Source organism: Ochrobactrum sp. PL_is483, from assembly GCF_055816855.1.
Genome location: NZ_JBVPGS010000038.1, coordinates 109,277 through 130,350, shown reverse-complemented (window position 1 = coordinate 130,350; position 21,074 = coordinate 109,277). Strand labels below are relative to the sequence as shown.

The following is a 21,074-nucleotide window of genomic DNA, read 5'->3' as shown; positions in this document are numbered from 1 at the left end:
CTTACTTGATTTGAGCCTTGACGAAATCCCGCACAATCCGGACGATGCCGCGTGAAAGCACTTCATTCAGCGCCTTGATGAACGCGTCCACATGCTCGCGGCCGCAGATCAGCGGCGGCTCGAGGCGAATGACATTGCGGTTATACTCGGTAAAGGCGACCAGAACCCCATGATCGCGCAGCAGATGGCTGCCGATAAAGCCGGGGAGCGAACCTTTCAGCTTTTCATCCAGCATTCCCAGAACAGGCCGCAGCACAGCTGGCATTGTCTGGGAAAAATCATGGAACTCCAGTCCCACCATCATCCCCTTCCCGCGCACATCTTTCACAAGCGCAGGATAGCGGCCCTGCAACTCGCTCAGCCTTTCCAGAAGATAATCCCCTACCTCGGCTGCGTTATCGATCAGATGCTCATCGTATAGAACATTCAAGGCTTCAATGGACGTTACGCAGGCTTCGCCGATCCCGCCAAAAGTCGCCATCGCATGGATCATTGCAGTCTTGGGCGTGCCATAGGCCTTCATGTAGATGCCACGGCGCGCGATCATCGCGGCCATGGCTGTCTTTCCGCCGCCAAGCGACTTCGCCAGCGCAGTGACGTCTGGAATGACGCCATAATGCTCGAAAGCATAGAATTTCCCGGTTCGTCCCAACCCGCACTGCACTTCGTCGGCGACCCAGATCACACCATACTGGTCACACAGGCCACGCAGCTTCTGCCAGAACTCTGCATCAGCCTGAATGATGCCGCCGCCGCCCTGCACCGTTTCAAGCACGATCACCCCGATTTCAGGGTCCGCGCGAAACGCTTTTTCAATGGCTTCTATATCGCCGAAAGGCACGCGCACAGTGTTGTCGACCAGCTTGAATTCGCCGCGATAAAGCCCGCCATCCGTGATGGACAGAACGCCCTTGGTCTTGCCGTGAAACGAGTTTTCAGCATAGACGATCTTCGGCTTGTTCGGACCGGCGGCGCGCTCCGCAACCTTGATTGCGGCTTCCATCGCTTCCGAGCCGGAAGATCCGAGGAACACCATGTCGAGATCGCCGGGTGAACAGGCTGCAATGTCATAAGCAAGAGCAGCCGCATATTGGGACATGAAGGCGATTGCAATCTCGTGGCGCATCTCTTCCTGAAACTGTCGCCGTGCTTCCAGAATGCGCGGGTGATTATGACCGAAAGCTAATGAGCCGAACCCGCCGAAGAAATCGAGGATCGGGCGCCCGTTCTGGTCGGAATAATACATGCCTTCCGCACGCTCGATCTTCACCTTGTGAAAACCGAGCAGCTTCATGAAGTGAAGTTGACCCGGATTGAGGTGAGCCGTGAACAGTTCCGTCATCTGCGGCAGATCGAGCGCTTTTGCTTCGTCAACAGTCAGCAGTTTCGGCTTTGGCGTTGTGTTGGACTGGTTCATGTCTGCCCCTATACAGCTTCCGGTGCCTGGGCGTCGGAGGATGCAGCTTCGATCTTTTTGCGATACTCGCTATAGGCTGCGATCAGCATATCCTCGTCCCGATATTGCGGCACCCAGCCAAGCTCGCGCTCGCCCTTTGAAACATCCAGAACGCACATTTCATCGGCAATCAGATATTGCTCCGGGTCCATGATCGGCATGTTCATCCAGTCGAGCAGGCCCAATGTCCGCTTCACCGCCCAGGCAGGCGTCGGCAACAAGACGGATTTTGATCCTGCATGGCGGACGAGATCCCCGAGCAGTTTGCGAACCGGGGGCGGGTTGAGCGAACCGAGATTATAGACCTCATTAGGTATACCCGCCTTGAAAGCAGCCCGTGCCGCCTCGGCACAGTCGAATACCGAAATAAACTGGTAGGGATTTTTGCCCGAACCGATCATCGGCACCGGCAGATTGTAATCAATCAGCTTGAACAGCTTTTCCAGAATGCCGAGGCGTCCGGGGCCGATGATAAGGCGCGGACGAAACAGGGAAATATTCATCCCCCGCTCGCGCCATTCAATGGCAAGTTCTTCCGTCTTCAGCTTGGAAAGCCCGTACTCGCCGAGCGGCTTGCAGGGATGGTCTTCCTTCTGCGGCCATGTGTAGGTGTGCCCGTACACCATGTCGGTGGTGAAATGCACAAGCTTGTTCGCCCCTGCCGCATCCATCGCCCTGATGATGTTTTCCGTCCCGTAATAATTGACGGGAAAAAAGAAATCATGCCGTTTTGCGCGGACCTGTATCGGCGAGAGCATCTTGGCCGACAGATTGTAAACCACGTCGTCGGCGCGAATGCCGAACCTGCGGATTGCTTCCGGATCGGTTACATCGGTCGCGACGAAAGCGACGTCGGCATAGTGCGGCAGATCGCTTTTCACGATATCCGCGACAATCACCTCATGGCCATCGCCAAGAAGTTTGGGAGCGAGATAACGCCCCACAAATCCATCACCGCCGAAGATTATGTGTCTCATTGCGTGCCCCCTCGCTCAACCCCGCGTCTGCTGGTTCACATTCGTCTCTGCCTTCGGCTCGGATGATTTGCCGCTTTGCGCAATCAGGACCGTCCCGATGCAAATGAACGCGATGCCTGCGATCTTGTATGCCCCAAGTTCCTCCTTGAACAAAAACCATGCGAACAGAGCCACCGCCACATAGGCAAGGCTAAGGAACGGATAGGCGAAGGAAAGATCAACCTTGGACAACACGTAAAGATGCGATGCCATGGAGATGACAAAGGTCAGAAGGCCCGCAAAAACCCACGGATTGAAAACGATCTGGAACACGCGCTGGATCAGTGTTTCTGCTGAAAAGCTGATCGGTCCGAGCGTCAGCATGCCGTATTTCAGCATCAGTTGCGCGGCGGCATTGGTCATGACTGTGAACAGGATGAAGGGTATATATTTCATTGCATTGCCTCACCTGCCTCACTGAGCGTCAAAGCCGTGCGGCGCCAGAAATTGGAATTGAAAGCCTTGTCGCGGAAAGGTTCGAAATCGCGCCAGTGCGGATAGCTTGCTGCAAACGTTCGGGCGCTCATCCTCTGATCCTTATAGGGGTTGACCCGACCGGCGGCCTCGACGGTCATCCGGTCCAGACGGTCCAGCAATTCCAGCGTCTTTCGGCCACGATTGGGGAAGTCCATGGTCAGCGTATATCCCGGCATCGGAAATGACATGGGACCGGGAGACTTCACCGACCCGAAACGCTTAAGCACAGTCAGGAACGATACCTGCCTCGCCTCGCGGCTTGCCGCGAGCATGGCCGGAATGACGGTTCTGGCAGCATCAAACGGGATCACGCTTTGGTGCTGGTAAAGCCCTGCCGGGCCATAAAGCCGGTTCCAGTTTCGGATGGCGTCGAGAGGATAAAAGAAGTTCCGATACGGCACTCCATGCGCTGCCGTCATCCGTCTCTTGCGATGAAAATAGGCTGTATTGAAGAGCACCAGGCTTGCCCTGTTCAACACGGGAAACGGCAAGTCAAAAGGCACGTCGAGGCGCGCAGATGCCGCGATATGCGCGCCGCCCGGCGCGGCAACATGATTGCCGACCATCAGCAGGCCCCTACCATTGGAAAGCTGATCGACCCAGGCCACGGCATATTCATTCTCACTATCGGCAATCTCGGCCATATCGAAATATGCATCGAGATTGGCGAAGGGCAAAATCTTCTCCTCAATATCGAGACCGCCCACGCGCATAAGCCGGATCGTTGCGCGGAGGATCAATCCGGTCAGCCCCATTCCGCCGATTGTGGCTCGAAACAGGTCGGGATTTTCCGCTGCGGAGCATCTATAATGAACACCGTCCGAGCGAAGCAGGTCCAGCGCGTCGACATGGCACCCGAAGGTCCCCTGCCGATGATGGTTCTTGCCATGCACGTCATTGGCAATAGCGCCGCCGAGCGTCACAAACTGGGTGCCGGGCGTAACAGGCAGAAAATAACCATGCGGCGCAACATGAGCGATGATTTCGCCCAGAAGCACGCCGCTTTCTGCCGTCAGCACTCCCCGGTCGGGATCGAAATGCACTATTCTTCTTCGCACCTGCATGGGCACGAGGAAGCCCGCATCGTTGTGGCAGCTATCACCGTAGGAGCGACCATTGCCGAATGGCAACAGGCTGGCATCTTTGGGCAAGGTGCGCGTGAAATCAGTCTCCAGCCTCTCCAGCGAAAGAGATCGGCGCTCTCGGCGATCAACACGCCCGAAACTGTCGAAGGACTGTTCCATCAGCGCATTCCAGCCACAAGAAGCAACACTGCGCCAAGCGCGATGACGAGCTGGCTGCGCCAATCCTTGGCGATAAAGAGAACGGGATCGTCATCCATGTTGCCCCGATGCGCCAATATCCAAACGCGAACATTCATATAGAGCACCATCGGACCGAGCGGCCATATCAGCCAGGGATAGGTATAGAGCGTCTTGACCGCATCGCTATTGATATAGAGCGCCAGAACCAGCGCTGCAGTAAATGCGGCTGCCACCCCGCACTGCCCCACGATATCGCGATCTTCGGGGCGATATCCCCGCCCGGCGATCTTGTCCTTTTCCGTCGCTACCGCGCCTTGCAGCTCGACATAGCGCTTCGCCAATGCGAGCGAGAGGAAGAAGAACATGGCAAAGGCCATCAGCCAGAAGGACGGCGGAATATGTGATGCCGCCGATCCTCCCAAGAGCCGCAAGCTGTAAAGCCCTGCGAGACAAATCACGTCGCCCAGCAGCATGCGTTTCAAGGCAAATGTATAGGCGGTCGTGACAACCAGATAGGTGACGATTGCCAGCGTGAAAGCCGGCGGCAGGAAAAAGCAGATGAAAGCTGTCAAAAGCAGCAACAGAGCCGCGACCGAAAGGCCGAAAGGAATGGAAATCTGCCCCATTGCAAAGGGCCGCTGATTTTTTCGCGCATGTCTCCGGTCCGCCGGAAGATCGGAAATATCGTTGACGATATAGATCGCAGACGCTGTCGCACAAAAGGCAATGAATGCCAGGCAACCCGCAATGAACACGTCCGGCTTCACTATATCGTGCGCCAGAGTGGCAGGAACAAAGACCAGCAGGTTCTTCAGCCATTGATGAACGCGCAGCATCCGGGCATAGGTTCGGATAGTCGGTTTTCCGGCATTGAAAACTTCGCAGCCGGTTCGCTTCTGAAAGCGCGCTGCTGCACGATCGGGTGCCACGACAATCGCCTGCCGCGCCGCATCGAAAACCGGCAGATCGTCGCGATCATTCCCCGCATAATCGAACCCCTGCCGCCCATAGCGCTCCACCAGCAGTTCGGCTCTGCTTTTCGCGGAAGATTCTTTTGTCAGGGACATTGAGCAGACCTCACTGAAGATACCGAGTTCCGACGCGACAGCAGTCGCTACCGGTTCCGGAGCTGCCGTCACCAGCACCAACATGCGTCCTGACTCATATTCTCTGCGCAGAAAATCCAGAAACTCGGTTCGATAAGGAAGTCGCGACGCATCCAGCGTGACGCGGCCTGCCACCTGTTGCCTGAGATATGCCTTGCCGGAGAGCAGCCAGACCGGCAACATGAAGACCAACAGAATGTTCTTTTTCAGAAGAAGAAAAATGCCTTCCCACAGCAGATCAGTCGAAACCAGCGTTCCGTCCAGATCGACTGCCAGCGGCACATTCCTGCTGCCCTGCCCCCGCGTGTCCATTTTTAGCCCTTTACCGCCCGAGCCTCTCTTGTAACGGGACCGCGACAGAAGCCAAATGAAAAATGTACTTTCTCGATATAGATTGCGCTAAACGCGCATTCCCGCTGCAAAACGGGTCGAGAACCTCATTCTCGGTCGCAACCGCTTGCCAATCGTTGTTTACTTTGCGGGGATGATCGGTTTCGGCCTGAACTCCGGCTTGATAGCCTTGAGCGCCATGCGGTCCACCAGCGCGGGAGCTATAAGCTTCAACCAACGCCCCAGCCGCATCTGCCGGGTCATCAGCACTTCCCGTTTGCGCGCCTGCACGCCGTCCAGCATCAGCCGCACAGCTTCTTCGACCGGCATCATGTCATCCTCGCGCACGCCGCTCGTTCCAAGTGCGGCCCCACTCGCACTGTAGCCCACCTTGCGAATGTCGGTCTTCACGACACCCGGATAGACGATTGTCACGGATATGCCGCTTGGTTCCAGCTCCGCGCGAAGCGCCTCGCAAAAGCCGGAAAGGGCGAACTTCGTTCCGCTGTAGGCCGTGCGTCCCGGCACGCCGATCAACCCGGCAACGGATGAGACCGCTACAATCCGCCCCTTGCTTGCAGCAAGATGGGGAAGTGCGGCATGGATAGGCCAGACACTGCCCCAGTAGTTCAACTCCATCAGATCATGCATCCAGCCGAGATCATCCCGCTTGATCTCGGCAAAATTGGCATGGGCCGACATGCCCGCATTCACGATTAGCGTATCGATGCGGCCATAGGCGGACACCGCCTTGTCAATCAAAGCGATGCAGGCAGCGCGATCTTTCACATCGGTTGGCACCACGAGGGCAGAACTGTCCAGCTGCCGCAATTCGGCTGCCAGATTTTCCAGCTTGTCCACATTGCGCGCGGCGAGCACCAAAGCAGCATTTGCACGGTCGCGCCGGGCAATCTGCCGTGCCGTTTCGGCACCGATACCATCCGATGCTCCCGTTATGATCGTCACATCCATGCCAGGCCCTCCCTGCCTATCGATCAGACGACAGGCAAGGTACAGGCAGGCCAATCCTTGCGTCCAGTGGTTTAAACCCTACGCGCCAGGATCGCGGCTATGGCGAGGCCACCAATCAGCGATATGTGCTCCAGTGCGACCGTCATGTCCCGGAAAGCTTCTTCTCCTTCTTTCGCCCAGAATGGATGAGCGACCGGAATGGTCAGGATCGTAAAGACCGCAAGAGAGCCGCAAGCCAGCCAGGTTCCGCGATTGAAGATAATCATCAACGATCCGCCGATTTGCAAAAGCAGGGTCGCGCTGTTGAACAGCCAGCCCGGATAGAGACCGAAGCTCTCCATTTCCGCGACATTGGCACCGAAATCAAAGAGCTTGGCCAGACCGCTGGACCAGAAAACAAAGGTGAGAACGATCCGCGCCAGCAAAAGACTGACGCGGGAATCGAGAATGTCAGCAATGAAGCGCGGCATCAATCAGCCTTTCCGCCAGTGATCCGGTTGACCTTGAATGCCACGGCAATCGCAATTGCCGGTGCGAGCGCGAAAATTACCGAGAGCCAGAGCGAGGCATTGGCCGCGCCTTCCACGCCGCCAGGCACTGCAATACCGGCGAAATTGGCAACCATGCCCGCACAGGCCGTCCCGAAGGCAATGGCGAAGAGCTGCACGGTCGTCATGCCGCCTGCGGCAAGGTCCTGCTCGGTCGACGGAGCGCTTTGATAAACACGGGTGACGAGGCTCGGCCAGGCAAGGCCGATCCCGAAACCGATCAGGATGAGCCCAAGGCAGACAGGCGCGAGCAATGACCAGTTGCCGTTACCGTGAACCGGAAGGAATACGGCGAGCAACACGAGGCCCCCAAGCGCAAGGATGGGGCCAGCCACGACAAGCTTGTCGCCGCCCTTCTCCTGCCATTTGGAACTGAGGAAGGATGCCACAGTCCAGCCAATGGCCATCAGTGCCGCCAGATATCCCGCCCATAGCGGAGACTGGCCATGCAGGTGCTGAAGCAGGTAGGGCACGTATATTTCGGGCTGCATGCTGAGCATCAAAAGCGCGATTGTAAGGTAAAGCGCACCCAGCGGCGTCGACAGGCTGAACGAGCGGCGCGGCAGGAGGCGGGCCTTGGCATCGCGGTCCACGACCGCAATAATGGCAATCATGAATATCGCAGCCCCCAGTCCAACGATCTTCCATAGCGTCTCCTGAGACAGGCTGCCTGCCGACACCGCAAGGACAGCGCCGGTCAAAAGGATGAGTTGAAGAACGGGAATGGAAACGCGCTCATTCTTGTCCCAGCTCGAACGCGGCAATGTTGCGAATGCGACCACAGCGAAAAGGCCCGAAACGGGCAGCAACGACCAGAAAGCGGCGCGCCATGCGCCATATTCGGCAAAGATGCCGCCAATCGCCGGACCGATCAGTGTCGCCACGCCAAACATCGCGGAAATGAGCCCAATGGCCCTGCCCCACAGACGCTCTGGCAGCACGACACGGGTGAGACCATAGGCAAGCGCATAAAGGAAGCCGCCGCCAAGGCCCTGCACGCTCCGCCCCACCAGCATCACAGGCATATTGATAGCCAGAGACGAAATCAGTGTACCGGCCGCGAACAGCAGGGTCGCCACGACATAGGCGCCCCTTGGACCCGCACTTTTCAGAAGCCGCGCAGTGAGTGCGGCGCCCAGAATGGATGCAACGACGAATAAGGTCGTGGCCCAGGCATAGAAATCCATGCCGCCAATATCCTGCACCACGCTCGGCATGACTGTGGTCGCGATGTACATATTGACCGCGTGGAGCGTGACCCCACCAGCCAAAGCCAGGGCATAGAGGCCATTTTTACCGCTTAGAAGCTCACCCCAGCCAGCGGGCTTATAGCCCGCATCCCCCGCCGGAATTGTTTCTTCGATCGAACTTTGCACTGTCGGCCTCCGTGAACTGAATTGTTGCCGACGGGTTTATAGAACCTCAACCTTGGTTGAGGTCAATAGGCTATTTCGACTGAAAACATCAGGATTTAATCGGCCAAATCCAAAACAAAACCGCCACTGCGAACGAGCGCAATGGCGGTGGGGAAAACTCGGCTCGGACGCTCGAAAATCAGGTGAGATTTCCGGTCTTGGCCATCAATCTTCTGGGGCCAGCACCCTGTTGCCCGAGGATATCGTCCGGATTTCGCAACGGGCATTCGGAAAGCGAGAGACAACCGCAGCCGATGCAGCTCGTTATCTGGTCACGAAGCTGCATCAGACTGTCGATACGTTCCTGAAGCATGCCTTTCCAGGCTTCCGAAAAACGTCTCCAGTCTTCCGCTGTCGGTACGTGGTCATGCGGAAGGTCTTCCAGCGCCTCACGAATGATCGCGAGAGGGATACCCGCGCGTTGCGCGATCTTGATAATGGCAATGCGACGCAGCACGGCGCGGTGATAACGTCGCTGGTTTCCCTCTGTGCGCCAGCCCTCGATAAGCCCCTTGGTTTCATAGAAATGAACCGTAGAGACCGCCACGCCAGCGCGCCGGGAAACGTCACCAACTGTCAGGCTTTTCTTGAGACCTGAATGTTCCATATCGTCAAACTCGATCATGCCGAATGTGTAGGCCTTTGAGCACATCCCGAAAAGTGTGAAACGGCTTTTGGTTCAGATGCGCGGAAGAAAAGCGCTCCAGCCGCGCGCCATCGCAAGCGTCTCATAAATCCGCGTCATGTCTCAACGCGCGATAATTGCGACGCGCCCATAGCAACGGGCGAGAATGCAGCGGCAAATCGGTATTCGTTACCAGCCCGGCAAAAAGCGTGTGATCCGCCATTGGAACACTGCCCGCCAGTTCGCAATCAATCGCAGCTGACGCCCCGAAAAGATGCGGCCTGCCCGACGGCCATTCGCCCCACACCCCAATGAGAAATCTTTGCCCATGCGGTATTTTGCCTGCAAAGGCGTCGCCGATCATCTCCTGCCCTTCCGCGAGCATGGCGAGTGAGAAGCCGCCATCGGAAATGATCGCCGTTGCCAGTGCGCTGTCGCTTTTGACCGAAACCAAGACCATCGGCGGTTCGGCGGAAAGCGACAACACCGCTGTCACCGTGCGACCGTGGGCTTCGCCAGCGTCGCGCGCTGTCACCACGGACACGGTCGCGGCCATACGCGACATCACATCCGCGAACTCTCGTTTCGAAACAGCGCCAATTGCGTCCCGGTCTATATGCAGCACGTTCGTGTTCATCATGTCAGGCAACCTTCGGCTTCTGTCCCTGCTTAGAGCGGTTCCTGTTTGACGGCATCGTCGGAACCGCTCTATCTATTTGTTTTTCCACATTTCCGAACGCAAAACCGTTTCACACTTTTGCTGGAAATGCTCTGGCGCCGGTCGGAATCGCCCCGCAGCGTTTCCGACCGGCCATGGCCTTACGTCGGGATGTCCGTTCGGCCATATCGGCTCCAAACAGCTATTCGGAATGCTGTTTCAGATAGGCGATCATGTTTTCGAGGTCTTTTTCCTTGGTCAGCCCGGCGAAAGCCATCCATGTGCCTTTCACCATGGCTTGCGGTTTCTTGAGAAAGCTCTTCAGCTCATCCTCGTTCCAGACCAGCCCTTCGGACGCCGCCTTGCGCATTGCATCCGAATAGGGATAGCCCGGATAGGAGGCGGCCTTGCGGCCCACCACGCCCTTCAATGACGGGCCGCGTTTGCTTTCATCGGCATCCGCCGTGTGGCAGACGGAGCATCGCTTGAAGAGTTTTTCTCCCGCGGCAGCATCCGCCCCTTCACCAGAGGCGGCTGTCGAAACAATGAGAGCAGTGGAAAAGGCAAGGGGAACAAGAAGGAGCGACAAGCGCATGGACGATACTCCAGATAATCGGCCATGCTTCTCTAGTTCCTCAACCTTGGTTGAGGTCAAGAGCAAATCTTGCCTGCCTCCTCACTTTTTAAGCACCGCTCGCAGAAAAATTCGCGGCAGCGCTTAACACAGCCCGTATCGACGCGGTTGCGATATCGTCATCGATCCCGACGCCGAAAACTTTCCGCCCATCCTGCGTCCGACATTCGATATAGGCCGCGGCCTGCGCGTAGGTGCCTTTTTTCAGCGAATGCTCGTGATAATCGACGATTTCCAGATCGATATCGCAACCGGTCTGCAATGCCGAGACCGCACTTGAGATCAAACCATTGCCGCGCCCCGTTATGGCGATTTCCTTGCCGCGATGCCGGATTCGCCCGGCAAAGACACGCGGCTCGCCGCTCCGCGCCGGTCTGCTTTCCCTGTAATTCAGAAGCTCGAATTCGACGTTTGCGTTCAAATGATACAGGTCGCTAAACAGCGTCCAGATCATTTCAGAGGTCGTTTCCTTGCCGGTATCGTCGGCAAATGCCTGTACGCGACGGCTGAAATCGATTTGCAGCGGACGCGGCAGTTTCAGGCCCCGGTCCTGTTCCAGCACCCACGCCACGCCGCCCTTGCCCGACTGGCTGTTGACGCGAATGACGGCTTCATAGCTCTCGCCGATATCCTTCGGGTCAATGGGCAGGTAAGGCATTTCCCATATTCCGTCATTACGCGTTTCATGCGCGGCAAAGCCCTTGCGGATAGCGTCCTGATGCGAGCCGGAAAAAGCTGTATGGACCAGTTCGCCTGCATAGGGATGGCGCGGATGAACTGGCAAGTCATTGCAATGTTCCACCGTTCGCACGACGGAACGCATTTCTGGAAAATACAGTTTTGGGTCGATGCCCTGCGTATAGAAATTCAGCGCCAGCGTAACGAGATCGACATTGCCAGTGCGCTCGCCATTGCCGAACAGGCAGCCCTCGACACGATCAGCGCCTGCGAGCAGGGCCTGTTCCGTTGCAGCCACCGCTGTGCCCCGGTCGTTATGCGGATGGACGCTTATGATCACGCTGTCGCGGCGGGAAAGATTGCGGCAGAACCATTCGATCTGGTCCGCATAGACGTTCGGCATTGCCACTTCAACGGTAGCAGGCAGATTCAGGATCGCCTTGTTTTCCGGCGTTGGCTGCCAGACATCCAGAACACGTTCACAGATTTCCAGCGCAAAGTCCGGCTCGGTAAAGCAGAAGGTTTCCGGTGAATATTCAAACGTCCAACGCGTCTCGGGTTGCTTCCGGCTTTCCTCCAGCATGGCCGTTACGCCACAGACGGCCAGGTCGATTATCTCGTTCTTTTCCATCTTGAACACAACGCGACGGAAGAGCGGCGCTGTCGCGTTATAAAGATGGACAATGGCCTGACGCGCTCCGCGCAGGGATTCAAAAGTGCGTGCAATCAGGTCGGCTCGCGATTGGGTGAGCACCTGAATGGTCACATCGTCGGGTATCAGTTCCTCTTCGATCAGGCGGCGGACAAAATTGAATTCCGTCTGCGAAGCTGAAGGAAATGCAACCTCGATTTCCTTGAAACCGATTTCCAGGAGCATGCGATAAAAGCGCATTTTCTTGTCGCCATCCATCGGGTCGGCAAGCGCCTGATTGCCGTCGCGCAGGTCTGTCGATACCCAGCGTGGCGCCTGCGTCAAGCGCCGGTTCGGCCACTGGCGATCCGGCAGTTCGATTGGAGATATGAAAGGACGGTATTTGCTGTCCGGGTTCTGCAACATGACAATAGATTCCTTCGGCTGCGCGGAGCAGCGACTGCGACAATGGGAAAGGGATTGACGGCAGATTACGACCGCCGGGATGCCATCAGGCCCAACGGTCGCCGGTAAGTCGAAGGAGAAGAAGCAGGGACGCCAGTCGCGCATTGCCGACCGGAGTGTTCAACTCCGTCGAAACAACTGTGTTGTGGCAGGCGCAAGCGGACACGTTCAGGCTTTCTGGAAAACTGGCTTCTCCACCCGATAATAGACGTCCCGATATTGGCATTCTTGCGCATCAGGGTCATAATAGAGCGCAAAAGGGTCAACCCATGTCGCTGAACTACCCCGCGCCGCTTGCGCTCGCCCTATCGGCCCTGGCGCAAGATGACACGTCTTTTGCCGGGCCGCCGCACCGCCATCAGGATGCGCAACTGATCTATGCGCGATCCGGCGTGGTATCCGTCACAACGGAGAGCGGCACCTGGGTCGTGCCGCCAAATCGTGCGGTGTGGGTACCGCCGATGGTGGAACATGCAACGCGCAGCCATGGACCGGTCCAGTTTCGTACGATCTTTGTCCGTTCGGATGCGGCCAGCTCCCTTCCCCCGTCCTGTGGCGTGGTGGAAGTTTCGCCATTATTACGGGAACTGATCCTGCGTCTGGTTGAATTGCAGGACCAGCCTGTTACATCCTTTGCACAGCGTATCAGCGAACTTTTGCTGGAAGAACTGACCTTTCTACCCGCGGAACCGCTCAATCTTCCAATGCCTCTGGATCAACGGTTCCGCAAACTTTGTGAAGCCCTGCAAGCAGAGCCCGATACAGAGCTGTCCCTTGACGATGCCGCTGATCGAACCGGCATGAGCAGGCGCAGTTTCATGCGACACTTCGAGCGCGAGACCGGCATGACCTATGGCCGTTGGCGGCAACAGGCACGATTGCTCGCTGCCCTGCCCGCCTTGGCCGCGGGAATGCCCGTCGTCACCGTTGCGCTGGACTGCGGATATCAAAGCGCAAGCGCTTTCGCCGCAACGTTCAAACGCAGCCTCGGGCGAAGCCCGGCAAGTTATTTTTCCTGAAATATTCACAAAGTTGTGTGATGGCAACCGAAGTGAAAGCGAACATTTTCAATCGCTTATATTCCGGGGCATTTCGACCGCGAACTTTCTGGCCTTGATTCAGCCCTCCTGATCGAAGGGAGAAATTGACAGTCCTGCTTCTTATCCTGTATCGGTCGTTTAGTTTTGAACATTGTTCAATATACTGAACAGACGAGAAGTTTCTCCCAGGCTTTTCTTCAGAACCACCGATGCATCGGCTGTATCGGAAAATGACGGAGGCGCTTCCTTCCCAAGACAGAAGCTTTTCCGGGATAAGCCCAGCGTTGTGTGCCGGTGAGGAAGTGAGAGACCTCGGCGCTGGTGAAAGTGATAAGGGTGGAATGATGACAACAGAGATCAAGCCATTTTCGTTCGATACCGTCGGCTCGATGCTCGTCGAATGGAGCGCTGCCAAGCGCCTCGGCGAAATCCTCGGCGAGCGGTTTTCCGAACGCAAGATTCTGATCGTGACGGACAAGGGCCTGCACAAGGCCGGCGTCCTCAACCATGCGCTGGCCTCGCTTGAAAAGGCTGGATTCGGTATCAGCGTGTTCGATGACGTGGTAGCCGATCCGCCGGAATCCGTATTGTTTGCCTGTGTTGAGCAAGCAAAGGCCGCCGGTTGCGATATCGTACTTGGTCTGGGCGGCGGCTCTTCCATGGATATCGCCAAGCTCGCGGCTGTGCTGCTCGTTTCCGAACAGGAACTTTCCGAGCTTTACGGCATCGGCAAGGTGCAAGGCAGCCGTCTTCCGCTGATCCAGATTCCGACAACCGCTGGAACCGGATCGGAAGTCACGAACATCACAATTCTGACAACCGGCGAAACCACGAAGATGGGCGTCGTCGCCCGCCAGCTTTACGCTGACTTTGTTATCCTCGATGCGGAGCTGACCTGCGGCCTGCCCGCCCTTCATACGGCGGCGACCGGCATCGACGCCATGGTCCATGCGATCGAAGCCTATACGAGCCGGATCAAGAAGAACCCGCTGTCAGACGCATTCGCCCGCGAAGCGCTGAAGCTTCTTTCAGCCAATCTGGTTGCAGCCTGCGAAAACGGCAATGACCGTCATGCCCGCGAGGCCATGCTGCTCGGCGCCAACTATGCCGGTCAGGCCTTTTCCAACTCGCCTGTCGGCGCCGTTCACGCGCTGGCTTATCCGCTTGGCGGTCATTATCATGTGCCGCATGGCCTTTCCAACGCGCTGATGCTGGGACCTGTCCTGCGTTACAACATGGCGGGCGCAGCCACGCTTTATGCCGAGCTTGCCGATCTCCTGCTGGAGAAATCTGAAGGCACGACGGAAGAGCGTTCAGCGGCCTTCGTCACCTATATGGAAGAGCTGATGAACAGCTCCGGCGCACCGCGCCGCCTGCGTGATGTCGGCGTGACCGAAGACAGCCTTGAAATGCTGGCGCGCGACGCGATGCTGCAGACACGGCTTCTGGGCAACAACCCGGTTGACGTGACCGAGGCCGATGCGCTCGCGCTTTACCGCGAAGCTTTCTGATCAATAACAACGACCTGACGGAACGTGCCGGAGAAGCGAGCTGATTGCCGCTTCTCCGCAGCCGTTCCTCATGTCTTCGGAGAATAAATTGAGCACTGAACGTATCGACGGTCAGGAGCAGCCATACTGGCCTGCCGGACCATTCAAAATTCGCCTGCCCTTCCTTCACTACAAATTCGAATGGCCGGATTATTTTCAGGGCCTGCTGATGTGTGCAGTGGACCTGTCCGCCATCCCGCTGATGACCGAACTGCTCGGCATGCCCTTCGAGGTCGCCCTTGCCGTGGTGGTTCTCAATGGGCTTTTCTATCTTGCCCACCATCTTCTGGGCGATCCTGTCGTTCCGGGCTGGATCACCCCTGCCATTCCGCTGCTGATGGCCTATTGCGCCACATTCCCTGAAGGACCGGAACGCGTTCACGCGCTGGTCGCATTCCAGATGATGCTGGGCATATTCTCCATTTTCATCGGCGCGACGGGCATGGCGCATCGCGTGGTGCAGCTCATTCCAGCCGCCATCAAGGCGGGCATCATCGTCGGTGCGGGATTTGCCGCTGTCATATCGGTTTTCCAGCTTGGCGGGCGTTTCGATACGTTCCCCTTCACGATCACCATTGCCGTCGGCCTTGGCTTCTATGTCATCTTTTCCCGCCATTTTGCGCGTATCAAGAACAGCAATCCGATACTCGCCATCATTGGAAAGCTTGGCGTGTTTCCGATCATTCTGCTTGCTGTCATTATCGCTCCCCTTTTCGGGGAAGCGCAGTGGCCGAAGCTCGAATGGTCGCTCACCAGCCCGGACTTCGCAACGCTGTGGCGTGAATACACGGTTTTCGGCCTCGGCTTGCCGCCGCTTTCGATGTTTCTCAGCGCTATCCCGACCATGCTTGCGGCCTATATCGTCGTATTCGGCGACGTACTGCAAAGCCGCGCCATCCTGAAGGAAGCCGACGAGGCGCGCCCCGACGAAAAAGTGGACTACAATCCCGATCGCGCGCACCTGATTTTTGGCGGGCGCAACGCGGCAATGAGTGTTCTGGGGCCGGATGTTTGCATGTGCGGACCGCTCTGGTCGGCCATGCATGTGGTCATCACCGAGCGTTTTTCGCAGGGCAAGAAGGCCATGCATTCGATCTTCGGCGGCGCGGGCTCGTTCCGCTGGGGCACCAATACCGGCTTGTTCCTGATGCCGATCGTAACGCTCGTTCAGCCGATCCTCGGCGTGGCGCTTGCGCTAACCTTGCTTATTCAAGGTTATGTTTCGGTTCGCGTCGGCATTCTCGAAGCTCGCTCGCAACGTGATCTCGGCATTGCCGGCGTTGTGGGTGCGGTTCTCGCTACACGCGGCGCAGCCTGGGCGTTTGCAACGGGTGTTGTCCTGTGCCTGCTGATCTATGGCCGCGACTTCTTCCGTGGCGAGACAGATAACACCTTTACCAAGGACAACTGACAAATTGCCCTCCCGGCAAGACCGGGAGGGCTTCCGCCCATTCTATCCGCTGACGACTTCAGGCAACGGCCTGTCCACGATCATCGCATGATCGAGAACCCGTTGCAGGTTGGCCGCATGACGGAAGCTCGGTTCCATTTGCGCGCCATCGGCAACTGCACGGGCAAAGCGCTGATAGTTGGTTTCGACCGTTCCTGCATCGATATCGCGCCAGACCGGCGTTTCGATATCCTCCCCGATGGAACCGCGCAGGCTGGAACCGGTTGGCGTATGGAGAATTTCGAGCGCGCCCTTGTCGCCATGAATACGCAGCCGCAGCTCGTTCAGATGACCCGTGGCCCAGCGGCTGGCGTGAATGACGCCCAGCGCGCCATTGGCATATTCCGCCATCATGACGAAGCTGTCATTGGCATCCAGCACATACTCGCCGATATGGTTGTTATCGGCTTTCTCGAAAGTTTTGAGCCGCGCCGAAGCCCGCTCCACATCGCTGCCGATGGCATAGGTCGCGAAGTCGAGAATATGAATGCCGACGTCACCCAGAACACCATTCGAGCCATGCCGGGTCGAAAGACGCCAGAGCCATTTGCTCTCCGTCTTCCAGTCACCCCACGCCTTGGAGACCAGCCAGCTTTGCAGATAGGACGCCTCGAAGTGACGCACCTGCCCGATCTCGCCCGCCAGCACCATTTCGCGCGCCTTTTGTAGCGGCGCGACATTGCGATAGGTGAGGTTGACCATATTGACGACGCCCGCCTGCTCGGCGGCATCGGCCATTTCTGCGGCCTTCTCGTAGCTTTCAGCCAGCGGCTTTTCGCAGAAGACATGCTTGCCAGCGCCGACCAGCGCGATTGTGGTCGGGTGGTGGATGGCATCCGGCGTCACATTGGCAACCGCGTCGAAACGGTTCCACTCCAGCGCATCCTCAAGCCGCGTGAAGCGGTTGTGAATGCCGTGGTTTTCCGAAAACGCATCGACGCGCACTGCCGAAACATCGCACGCCGCCACGACCTCGACGCCCTCGATGGCCTTGAAGGCTTCGACATGGTTCTTCGCCATGCCGCCTGTACCAAGAATAAGAAGACGCATGATGCACCTCAGCGATAACCGGCTTCACCGGCTTTGTGCAATTTCGGCCCGCGCTCCACGATCGGCTCCAATGCCTTCTCGACCGGAACATTCGGCGCGGTATGAATGCCGGTCCAGGCCGGTTGCGGATTATAGGCCCATTTGACCGAATTGCGCAGAACCGTGCGCACATTCGCATCGTGATAGGTCGGATAGGTTTCATGGCCGGGCCGGAAATAGAACACATTGCCCGCGCCGCGCCGCCAGGTCATGCCGGAGCGGAACACTTCGCCGCCAGCAAACCACGAGATGAAAACGGTTTCCAGCGGTTCGGGCACCGAAAACTGCTCGCCGTACATTTCCTCATTTTCGAGCACGAAATTCTCGTCCAGCCCCTGCGCAATCGGATGGCCGCGATTGACGACCCAGACGCGCTCGCGCTCGCCCGCCTCGCGCCATTTGAGCGCGCAAGGCGTGCCCATCAGGCGCTTGAAGATTTTTGAGAAATGGCCGGAATGAAGCACGATCAGGCCCATGCCCTCGAAGACGCGCTTTGCCACGCGCTCTACGACTTCGTCGCTGACGCCACCGTGATCCTTGTGCCCCCACCAGACCAGCACGTCCGTTTCGGCAAGGCGTTCTTCCGGCAAACCGTGTTCTGGCTCCTGAAGCGTGGCGGTGGTCGCCTGAATGGCGCTATCCTCGTTCAGCGCCTTGGCGATGGTGTTGTGCATGCCTTCGGGATAGACCGAGCGCACGGTTTCATTGATCTGCTCGTGGATGTTTTCACCCCAGACGATGGTACGAATAGGCACGAATATTCTCCTTGTTGTGGGCATTTCAGCCCGCGATCCATTTTGAGCTTGGGAGGTCGGCGTCAGACGGCGCGGCCTTTTTCATCGAAACGATGAACGTGGTTCCCTGTCGGGGAAACCGAGAGTGTCTCGCCGGGCTTGCGTGCCGACACACCGCTTTCGCGGACCACCAGCGGCTCTTCCAGACCGAGATCGATATAGACATAGGTATCGGAACCGAGGATTTCGGTATGGATAACCTGACCCGACCAATGGCCGCCTTCGGGTACGATGGCCAGATGCTCGGAGCGCAGTCCCACCGTATGGGCGCCGAAAGGCTCGGCGTGGCTGCCGGTCAGGAAATTCATCTTCGGCGATCCGATGAACCCGGCGACGAAAAGCGAATTGGGCTTTTCGTAAAGCTCAAGCGGCGTACCGATCTGCTCCACGCGCCCATCGCGCAACACGCAGATGCGGTCGGCCAATGTCATCGCCTCCACCTGATCGTGCGTCACGTAGATCATGGTGGTGTCTTCCATGCTCTGGTGGAGCCTGGCGATCTCAAGCCTTGTAGCCACACGTAGCGCCGCATCGAGATTGGACAAGGGCTCATCGAAGAGGAAGACTTTCGGATCACGCACGATGGCGCGGCCAATCGCGACACGCTGGCGCTGCCCGCCGGAAAGCTGGCGCGGCAGGCGCTCCAGGTAAGGCGTCAGCTGTAGCATCTCTGCGGCCTGATGAATACGCTCCTGGCATTCATCCTTGCTCTTGCCTGCAAGCTGCATGCCGAAAGCCATGTTCTCATAGACCGTCATATGCGGATAGAGCGCATAGGACTGGAACACCATGGCAATGCCGCGCTTCGATGGCGCGAAGCTGTTGACCACCGTTCCATCGATGGAAAGGCTGCCCGAGGTGATTTCCTCAAGCCCGGCAATGAGACGCAGCAGCGTAGATTTTCCGCAGCCGGAGGGGCCGACGAAAACCATGAACTCGCCGGGGCGGATATCCATATCCACGCCCCTGATAACCTCGAAATTCCCGAATGACTTGCGCACATCGCGCAATTGAAGTTCTGCCATGGTTGTACCTAACCCTTTACGCCGCCTGCCGTCAGACCGGACACGATCCGCCGCTGGAAGATGAGCACGAGGATGACGAGGGGAACCGTGACGATGACGGAAGCCGCCATGATGTTTCCCCATGGGATTTCAAACTGACTGCTGCCGGACAGAAGCGCGATAGCCACAGGCACGGTGCGCTGGCTGCCGGACGATGTGAAGGTGAGCGCGAACAGAAACTCGTTCCACGCGGATATGAAGGCGAGCAATCCCGTCGTCACCAGAGCGGGCCACATGAGCGGCATGAAAACCCGGGTAATGATCACCCATGGCGACGCGCCATCGACAATTGCCGCCTCTTCGATTTCCACCGGCAGGTCACGCATGAAAGTGGTGAGCACCCAGACGGTGAACGGCAGCGTGAAGATCATATAGGAAAAGATCAGCGCCAGCGGCGTATTGAAGATGCCAAGGAAGCGGATCAGCTCGAACAGGCCCGCCAGCACCGCAATCTGCGGGAACATGGACACCGACAGGATGGTGAGAAGCAAGAGCCCCCGCCCCCGGAAGCGCACCCGCGCCAGCGCATAGGCAGCCGTCACCGCGAGCAGCAGCGAGATTGCCACTACCACGGTCGCCACCAGAAGCGAATTGCCGAGGCTGCGCACAAAACTTCCCTGCGTCAGTACGCCGGTATAATTGTCGAGCGAAAAGCTGCTGGGCCAATAATCGACCTGAAACAGCGCCGTTCCCGATTTTAAGCTTGTGATGATCGCATAATAGAACGGGAACACCGCAATCAGAATGATGAGCGCCACAAGCAGGTAGAAGCCGAGCATTTTTACAGTGCGCATCATGACTATTCCCCCCTGCCGCCAATATTCACGCGCCCGAAGAACATGTAGAGCACGGTGATAGCCGCGATAATGAGGAACAGCATCGTGGATGCCGCCGCGCCATAGGCGAACTTGTCGAAATCGAAGAGATTTTCGCGGGCGAAAACCGACATGGTCTTGGTCTGGGCATTGTTGGGCGTCAGCACATAGATGAGGTCGAAAATGCGCAGCGCATCCAGCATGCGAAAGATAATCGCCACCATCAGCGCCGGGCGGATCAAGGGCAGTGTCACGCGCCAGAACACTTTCAGCGGATGCACGCCATCGATCTTCGCAGCCTCATAAATATCGGACGGCACCATTTGCAGCCCCGCCAGAATAAGCAGCGCCATGAAAGGCGTCGTCTTCCAGACATCGACGATCAGGATTGCGATCATGGCTGTATCGGGATTAGCCGTCCAGGCGATCTTCTGGCTGATAAGACCCAGATTGAGCAAGATATGATTGAGGATGCCGAACTGATCGTTGAGCATCCAGCCCCACATCTTGGCCGAAACGATGGTCGGGATCGCCCACGGGATCAGGATCGCCGCGCGCACCAAACCGCGCCCCCGGAAATTCGCATTCAGCACCAGCGCGACAATCATGCCAAAGATCGTTTCAAGGCTGACCGAAAGCAGCGTGAACCGGATCGTGTTCCAGACCGCGCCCCACCAGGCCGGATCGGCCAGAAGACCGCGATAGACGGTGCGTCCGCTCTTGAGCGTCACCCATGACAGGTAATTGTTGAAGCCTACGAATTCCGCCGTACCAAGGCTCGTCAGGGACGCGTTGGTAAAGCTGAAATAGATGGTGCGAAGCAATGGCCAGCCCGCCACCAGCGCCAGCACGACCAGCGTCGGTGCGAGAAACACCCATGCCGACCGTTTTCGCTGTGCGCCAAGGTCGGAATGAACCCGCCTCCGCAGGTTCCTCGACGCATCAAGAGAAGTCTCCGTCATGATCCTGCTCCGGGTCATCGGATGAGAAAGGCGT

General features: G+C 57.6%; 20 protein-coding genes. 3 read left to right on the top strand and 17 right to left on the bottom strand.

The genetic code is table 11. The annotated features are described in order from the left end of the window. Position 1: 1 nt before the first annotated feature. From AC0TNJ_RS16305 to leuA, 12 genes are all read right to left on the bottom strand, one after another. Positions 2–1,417: an aspartate aminotransferase family protein gene (locus tag AC0TNJ_RS16305; RefSeq protein WP_473771696.1), complete on the bottom strand. Its 1,416-nt coding sequence runs from the start codon at positions 1,415–1,417 to the stop codon at positions 2–4. A gap of 8 nt (positions 1,418–1,425) precedes the next feature. Continuing rightward, complete coding sequence (locus AC0TNJ_RS16300; RefSeq protein WP_473771695.1) at positions 1,426–2,433, bottom strand: NAD-dependent epimerase/dehydratase family protein; 1,008 nt, start codon at positions 2,431–2,433, stop codon at positions 1,426–1,428. Positions 2,434–2,448: 15 nt separating this feature from the next. Next, positions 2,449–2,868, bottom strand: coding sequence for an EamA family transporter (locus AC0TNJ_RS16295; RefSeq protein WP_122001123.1), 420 nt, complete (start codon positions 2,866–2,868; stop codon positions 2,449–2,451). Next, a complete protein-coding gene (locus tag AC0TNJ_RS16290) occupies positions 2,865–4,193 on the bottom strand; it encodes an FAD-binding oxidoreductase (protein ID WP_473771694.1) in 1,329 nt (442 codons plus the stop codon). Before AC0TNJ_RS16290 ends, AC0TNJ_RS16295 begins: the two co-directional genes overlap by 4 nt. Further along, the gene (locus AC0TNJ_RS16285) at positions 4,193–5,632 is read right to left on the bottom strand and encodes a UbiA family prenyltransferase (RefSeq protein ID WP_473771693.1); all 1,440 of its coding nucleotides are present in this window, start codon (positions 5,630–5,632) and stop codon (positions 4,193–4,195) included. Before AC0TNJ_RS16285 ends, AC0TNJ_RS16290 begins: the two co-directional genes overlap by 1 nt. Positions 5,633–5,791: 159 nt before the next feature. Next, complete coding sequence (locus tag AC0TNJ_RS16280; RefSeq protein WP_473771692.1) at positions 5,792–6,622, bottom strand: SDR family oxidoreductase; 831 nt, start codon at positions 6,620–6,622, stop codon at positions 5,792–5,794. 71 nt (positions 6,623–6,693) lie between these two features. Further along, entirely contained in the window at positions 6,694–7,092 is a 399-nt protein-coding gene (locus AC0TNJ_RS16275; RefSeq protein WP_473771691.1) for a DoxX family protein, read from the bottom strand. Then, positions 7,092–8,546 carry an MFS transporter gene (locus AC0TNJ_RS16270; RefSeq protein ID WP_473771690.1) on the bottom strand — a complete coding sequence of 485 codons (1,455 nt, stop codon included), beginning with the start codon at positions 8,544–8,546 and terminating at the stop codon, positions 7,092–7,094. The genes AC0TNJ_RS16275 and AC0TNJ_RS16270 overlap by 1 nt, the downstream gene beginning before the upstream one ends. Before the next feature lie 178 nt (positions 8,547–8,724). After that, positions 8,725–9,192, bottom strand: coding sequence for a redox-sensitive transcriptional activator SoxR (gene soxR / locus AC0TNJ_RS16265; RefSeq protein ID WP_162997308.1), 468 nt, complete (start codon positions 9,190–9,192; stop codon positions 8,725–8,727). A gap of 121 nt (positions 9,193–9,313) precedes the next feature. Continuing rightward, a complete protein-coding gene (locus tag AC0TNJ_RS16260; protein ID WP_109986766.1) occupies positions 9,314–9,850 on the bottom strand; it encodes a flavin reductase family protein in 537 nt (178 codons plus the stop codon). Between the two features lie 220 nt (positions 9,851–10,070). Further along, positions 10,071–10,463, bottom strand: a complete 393-nt coding sequence (locus AC0TNJ_RS16255) for a c-type cytochrome (protein ID WP_109986765.1) — start codon at positions 10,461–10,463, stop codon at positions 10,071–10,073. Between the two features lie 88 nt (positions 10,464–10,551). Beyond that, a complete protein-coding gene (gene leuA, locus AC0TNJ_RS16250; RefSeq protein WP_473771689.1) occupies positions 10,552–12,237 on the bottom strand; it encodes a 2-isopropylmalate synthase in 1,686 nt (561 codons plus the stop codon). A 308-nt stretch (positions 12,238–12,545) separates the two neighbouring features. Here leuA and AC0TNJ_RS16245 point away from each other — a divergent pair, with 308 nt between their 5' ends. The 3 genes from AC0TNJ_RS16245 (at position 12,546) to AC0TNJ_RS16235 (ending at position 16,277) form a co-directional block, all read left to right on the top strand. Continuing rightward, the gene (locus tag AC0TNJ_RS16245; protein WP_122001131.1) at positions 12,546–13,295 is read left to right on the top strand and encodes an AraC family transcriptional regulator; all 750 of its coding nucleotides are present in this window, start codon (positions 12,546–12,548) and stop codon (positions 13,293–13,295) included. Positions 13,296–13,657: 362 nt separating this feature from the next. After that, positions 13,658–14,827 carry an iron-containing alcohol dehydrogenase gene (locus AC0TNJ_RS16240; protein ID WP_473771688.1) on the top strand — a complete coding sequence of 390 codons (1,170 nt, stop codon included), beginning with the start codon at positions 13,658–13,660 and terminating at the stop codon, positions 14,825–14,827. A gap of 88 nt (positions 14,828–14,915) precedes the next feature. Beyond that, entirely contained in the window at positions 14,916–16,277 is a 1,362-nt protein-coding gene (locus tag AC0TNJ_RS16235) for a hypothetical protein (RefSeq protein ID WP_208851915.1), read from the top strand. A gap of 42 nt (positions 16,278–16,319) precedes the next feature. Here the strand turns inward: AC0TNJ_RS16235 and AC0TNJ_RS16230 are convergent, their stop codons facing one another. The 5 genes from AC0TNJ_RS16230 to AC0TNJ_RS16210 form a co-directional block, all read right to left on the bottom strand. After that, entirely contained in the window at positions 16,320–17,366 is a 1,047-nt protein-coding gene (locus tag AC0TNJ_RS16230) for a Gfo/Idh/MocA family protein (protein WP_122001134.1), read from the bottom strand. Positions 17,367–17,374: 8 nt separating this feature from the next. Continuing rightward, entirely contained in the window at positions 17,375–18,160 is a 786-nt protein-coding gene (locus AC0TNJ_RS16225) for a ThuA domain-containing protein (protein ID WP_473768241.1), read from the bottom strand. 62 nt (positions 18,161–18,222) lie between these two features. After that, positions 18,223–19,224 (bottom strand): ABC transporter ATP-binding protein, encoded by a 1,002-nt coding sequence (locus AC0TNJ_RS16220; protein ID WP_473771687.1) that lies wholly within the window; start codon positions 19,222–19,224, stop codon positions 18,223–18,225. An 8-nt stretch (positions 19,225–19,232) separates the two neighbouring features. After that, the gene (locus tag AC0TNJ_RS16215; RefSeq protein ID WP_162997309.1) at positions 19,233–20,060 is read right to left on the bottom strand and encodes a carbohydrate ABC transporter permease; all 828 of its coding nucleotides are present in this window, start codon (positions 20,058–20,060) and stop codon (positions 19,233–19,235) included. A gap of 2 nt (positions 20,061–20,062) precedes the next feature. Continuing rightward, entirely contained in the window at positions 20,063–21,040 is a 978-nt protein-coding gene (locus AC0TNJ_RS16210; RefSeq protein ID WP_473771686.1) for a carbohydrate ABC transporter permease, read from the bottom strand. Between the last annotated feature and the right edge of the window lie 34 nt (positions 21,041–21,074).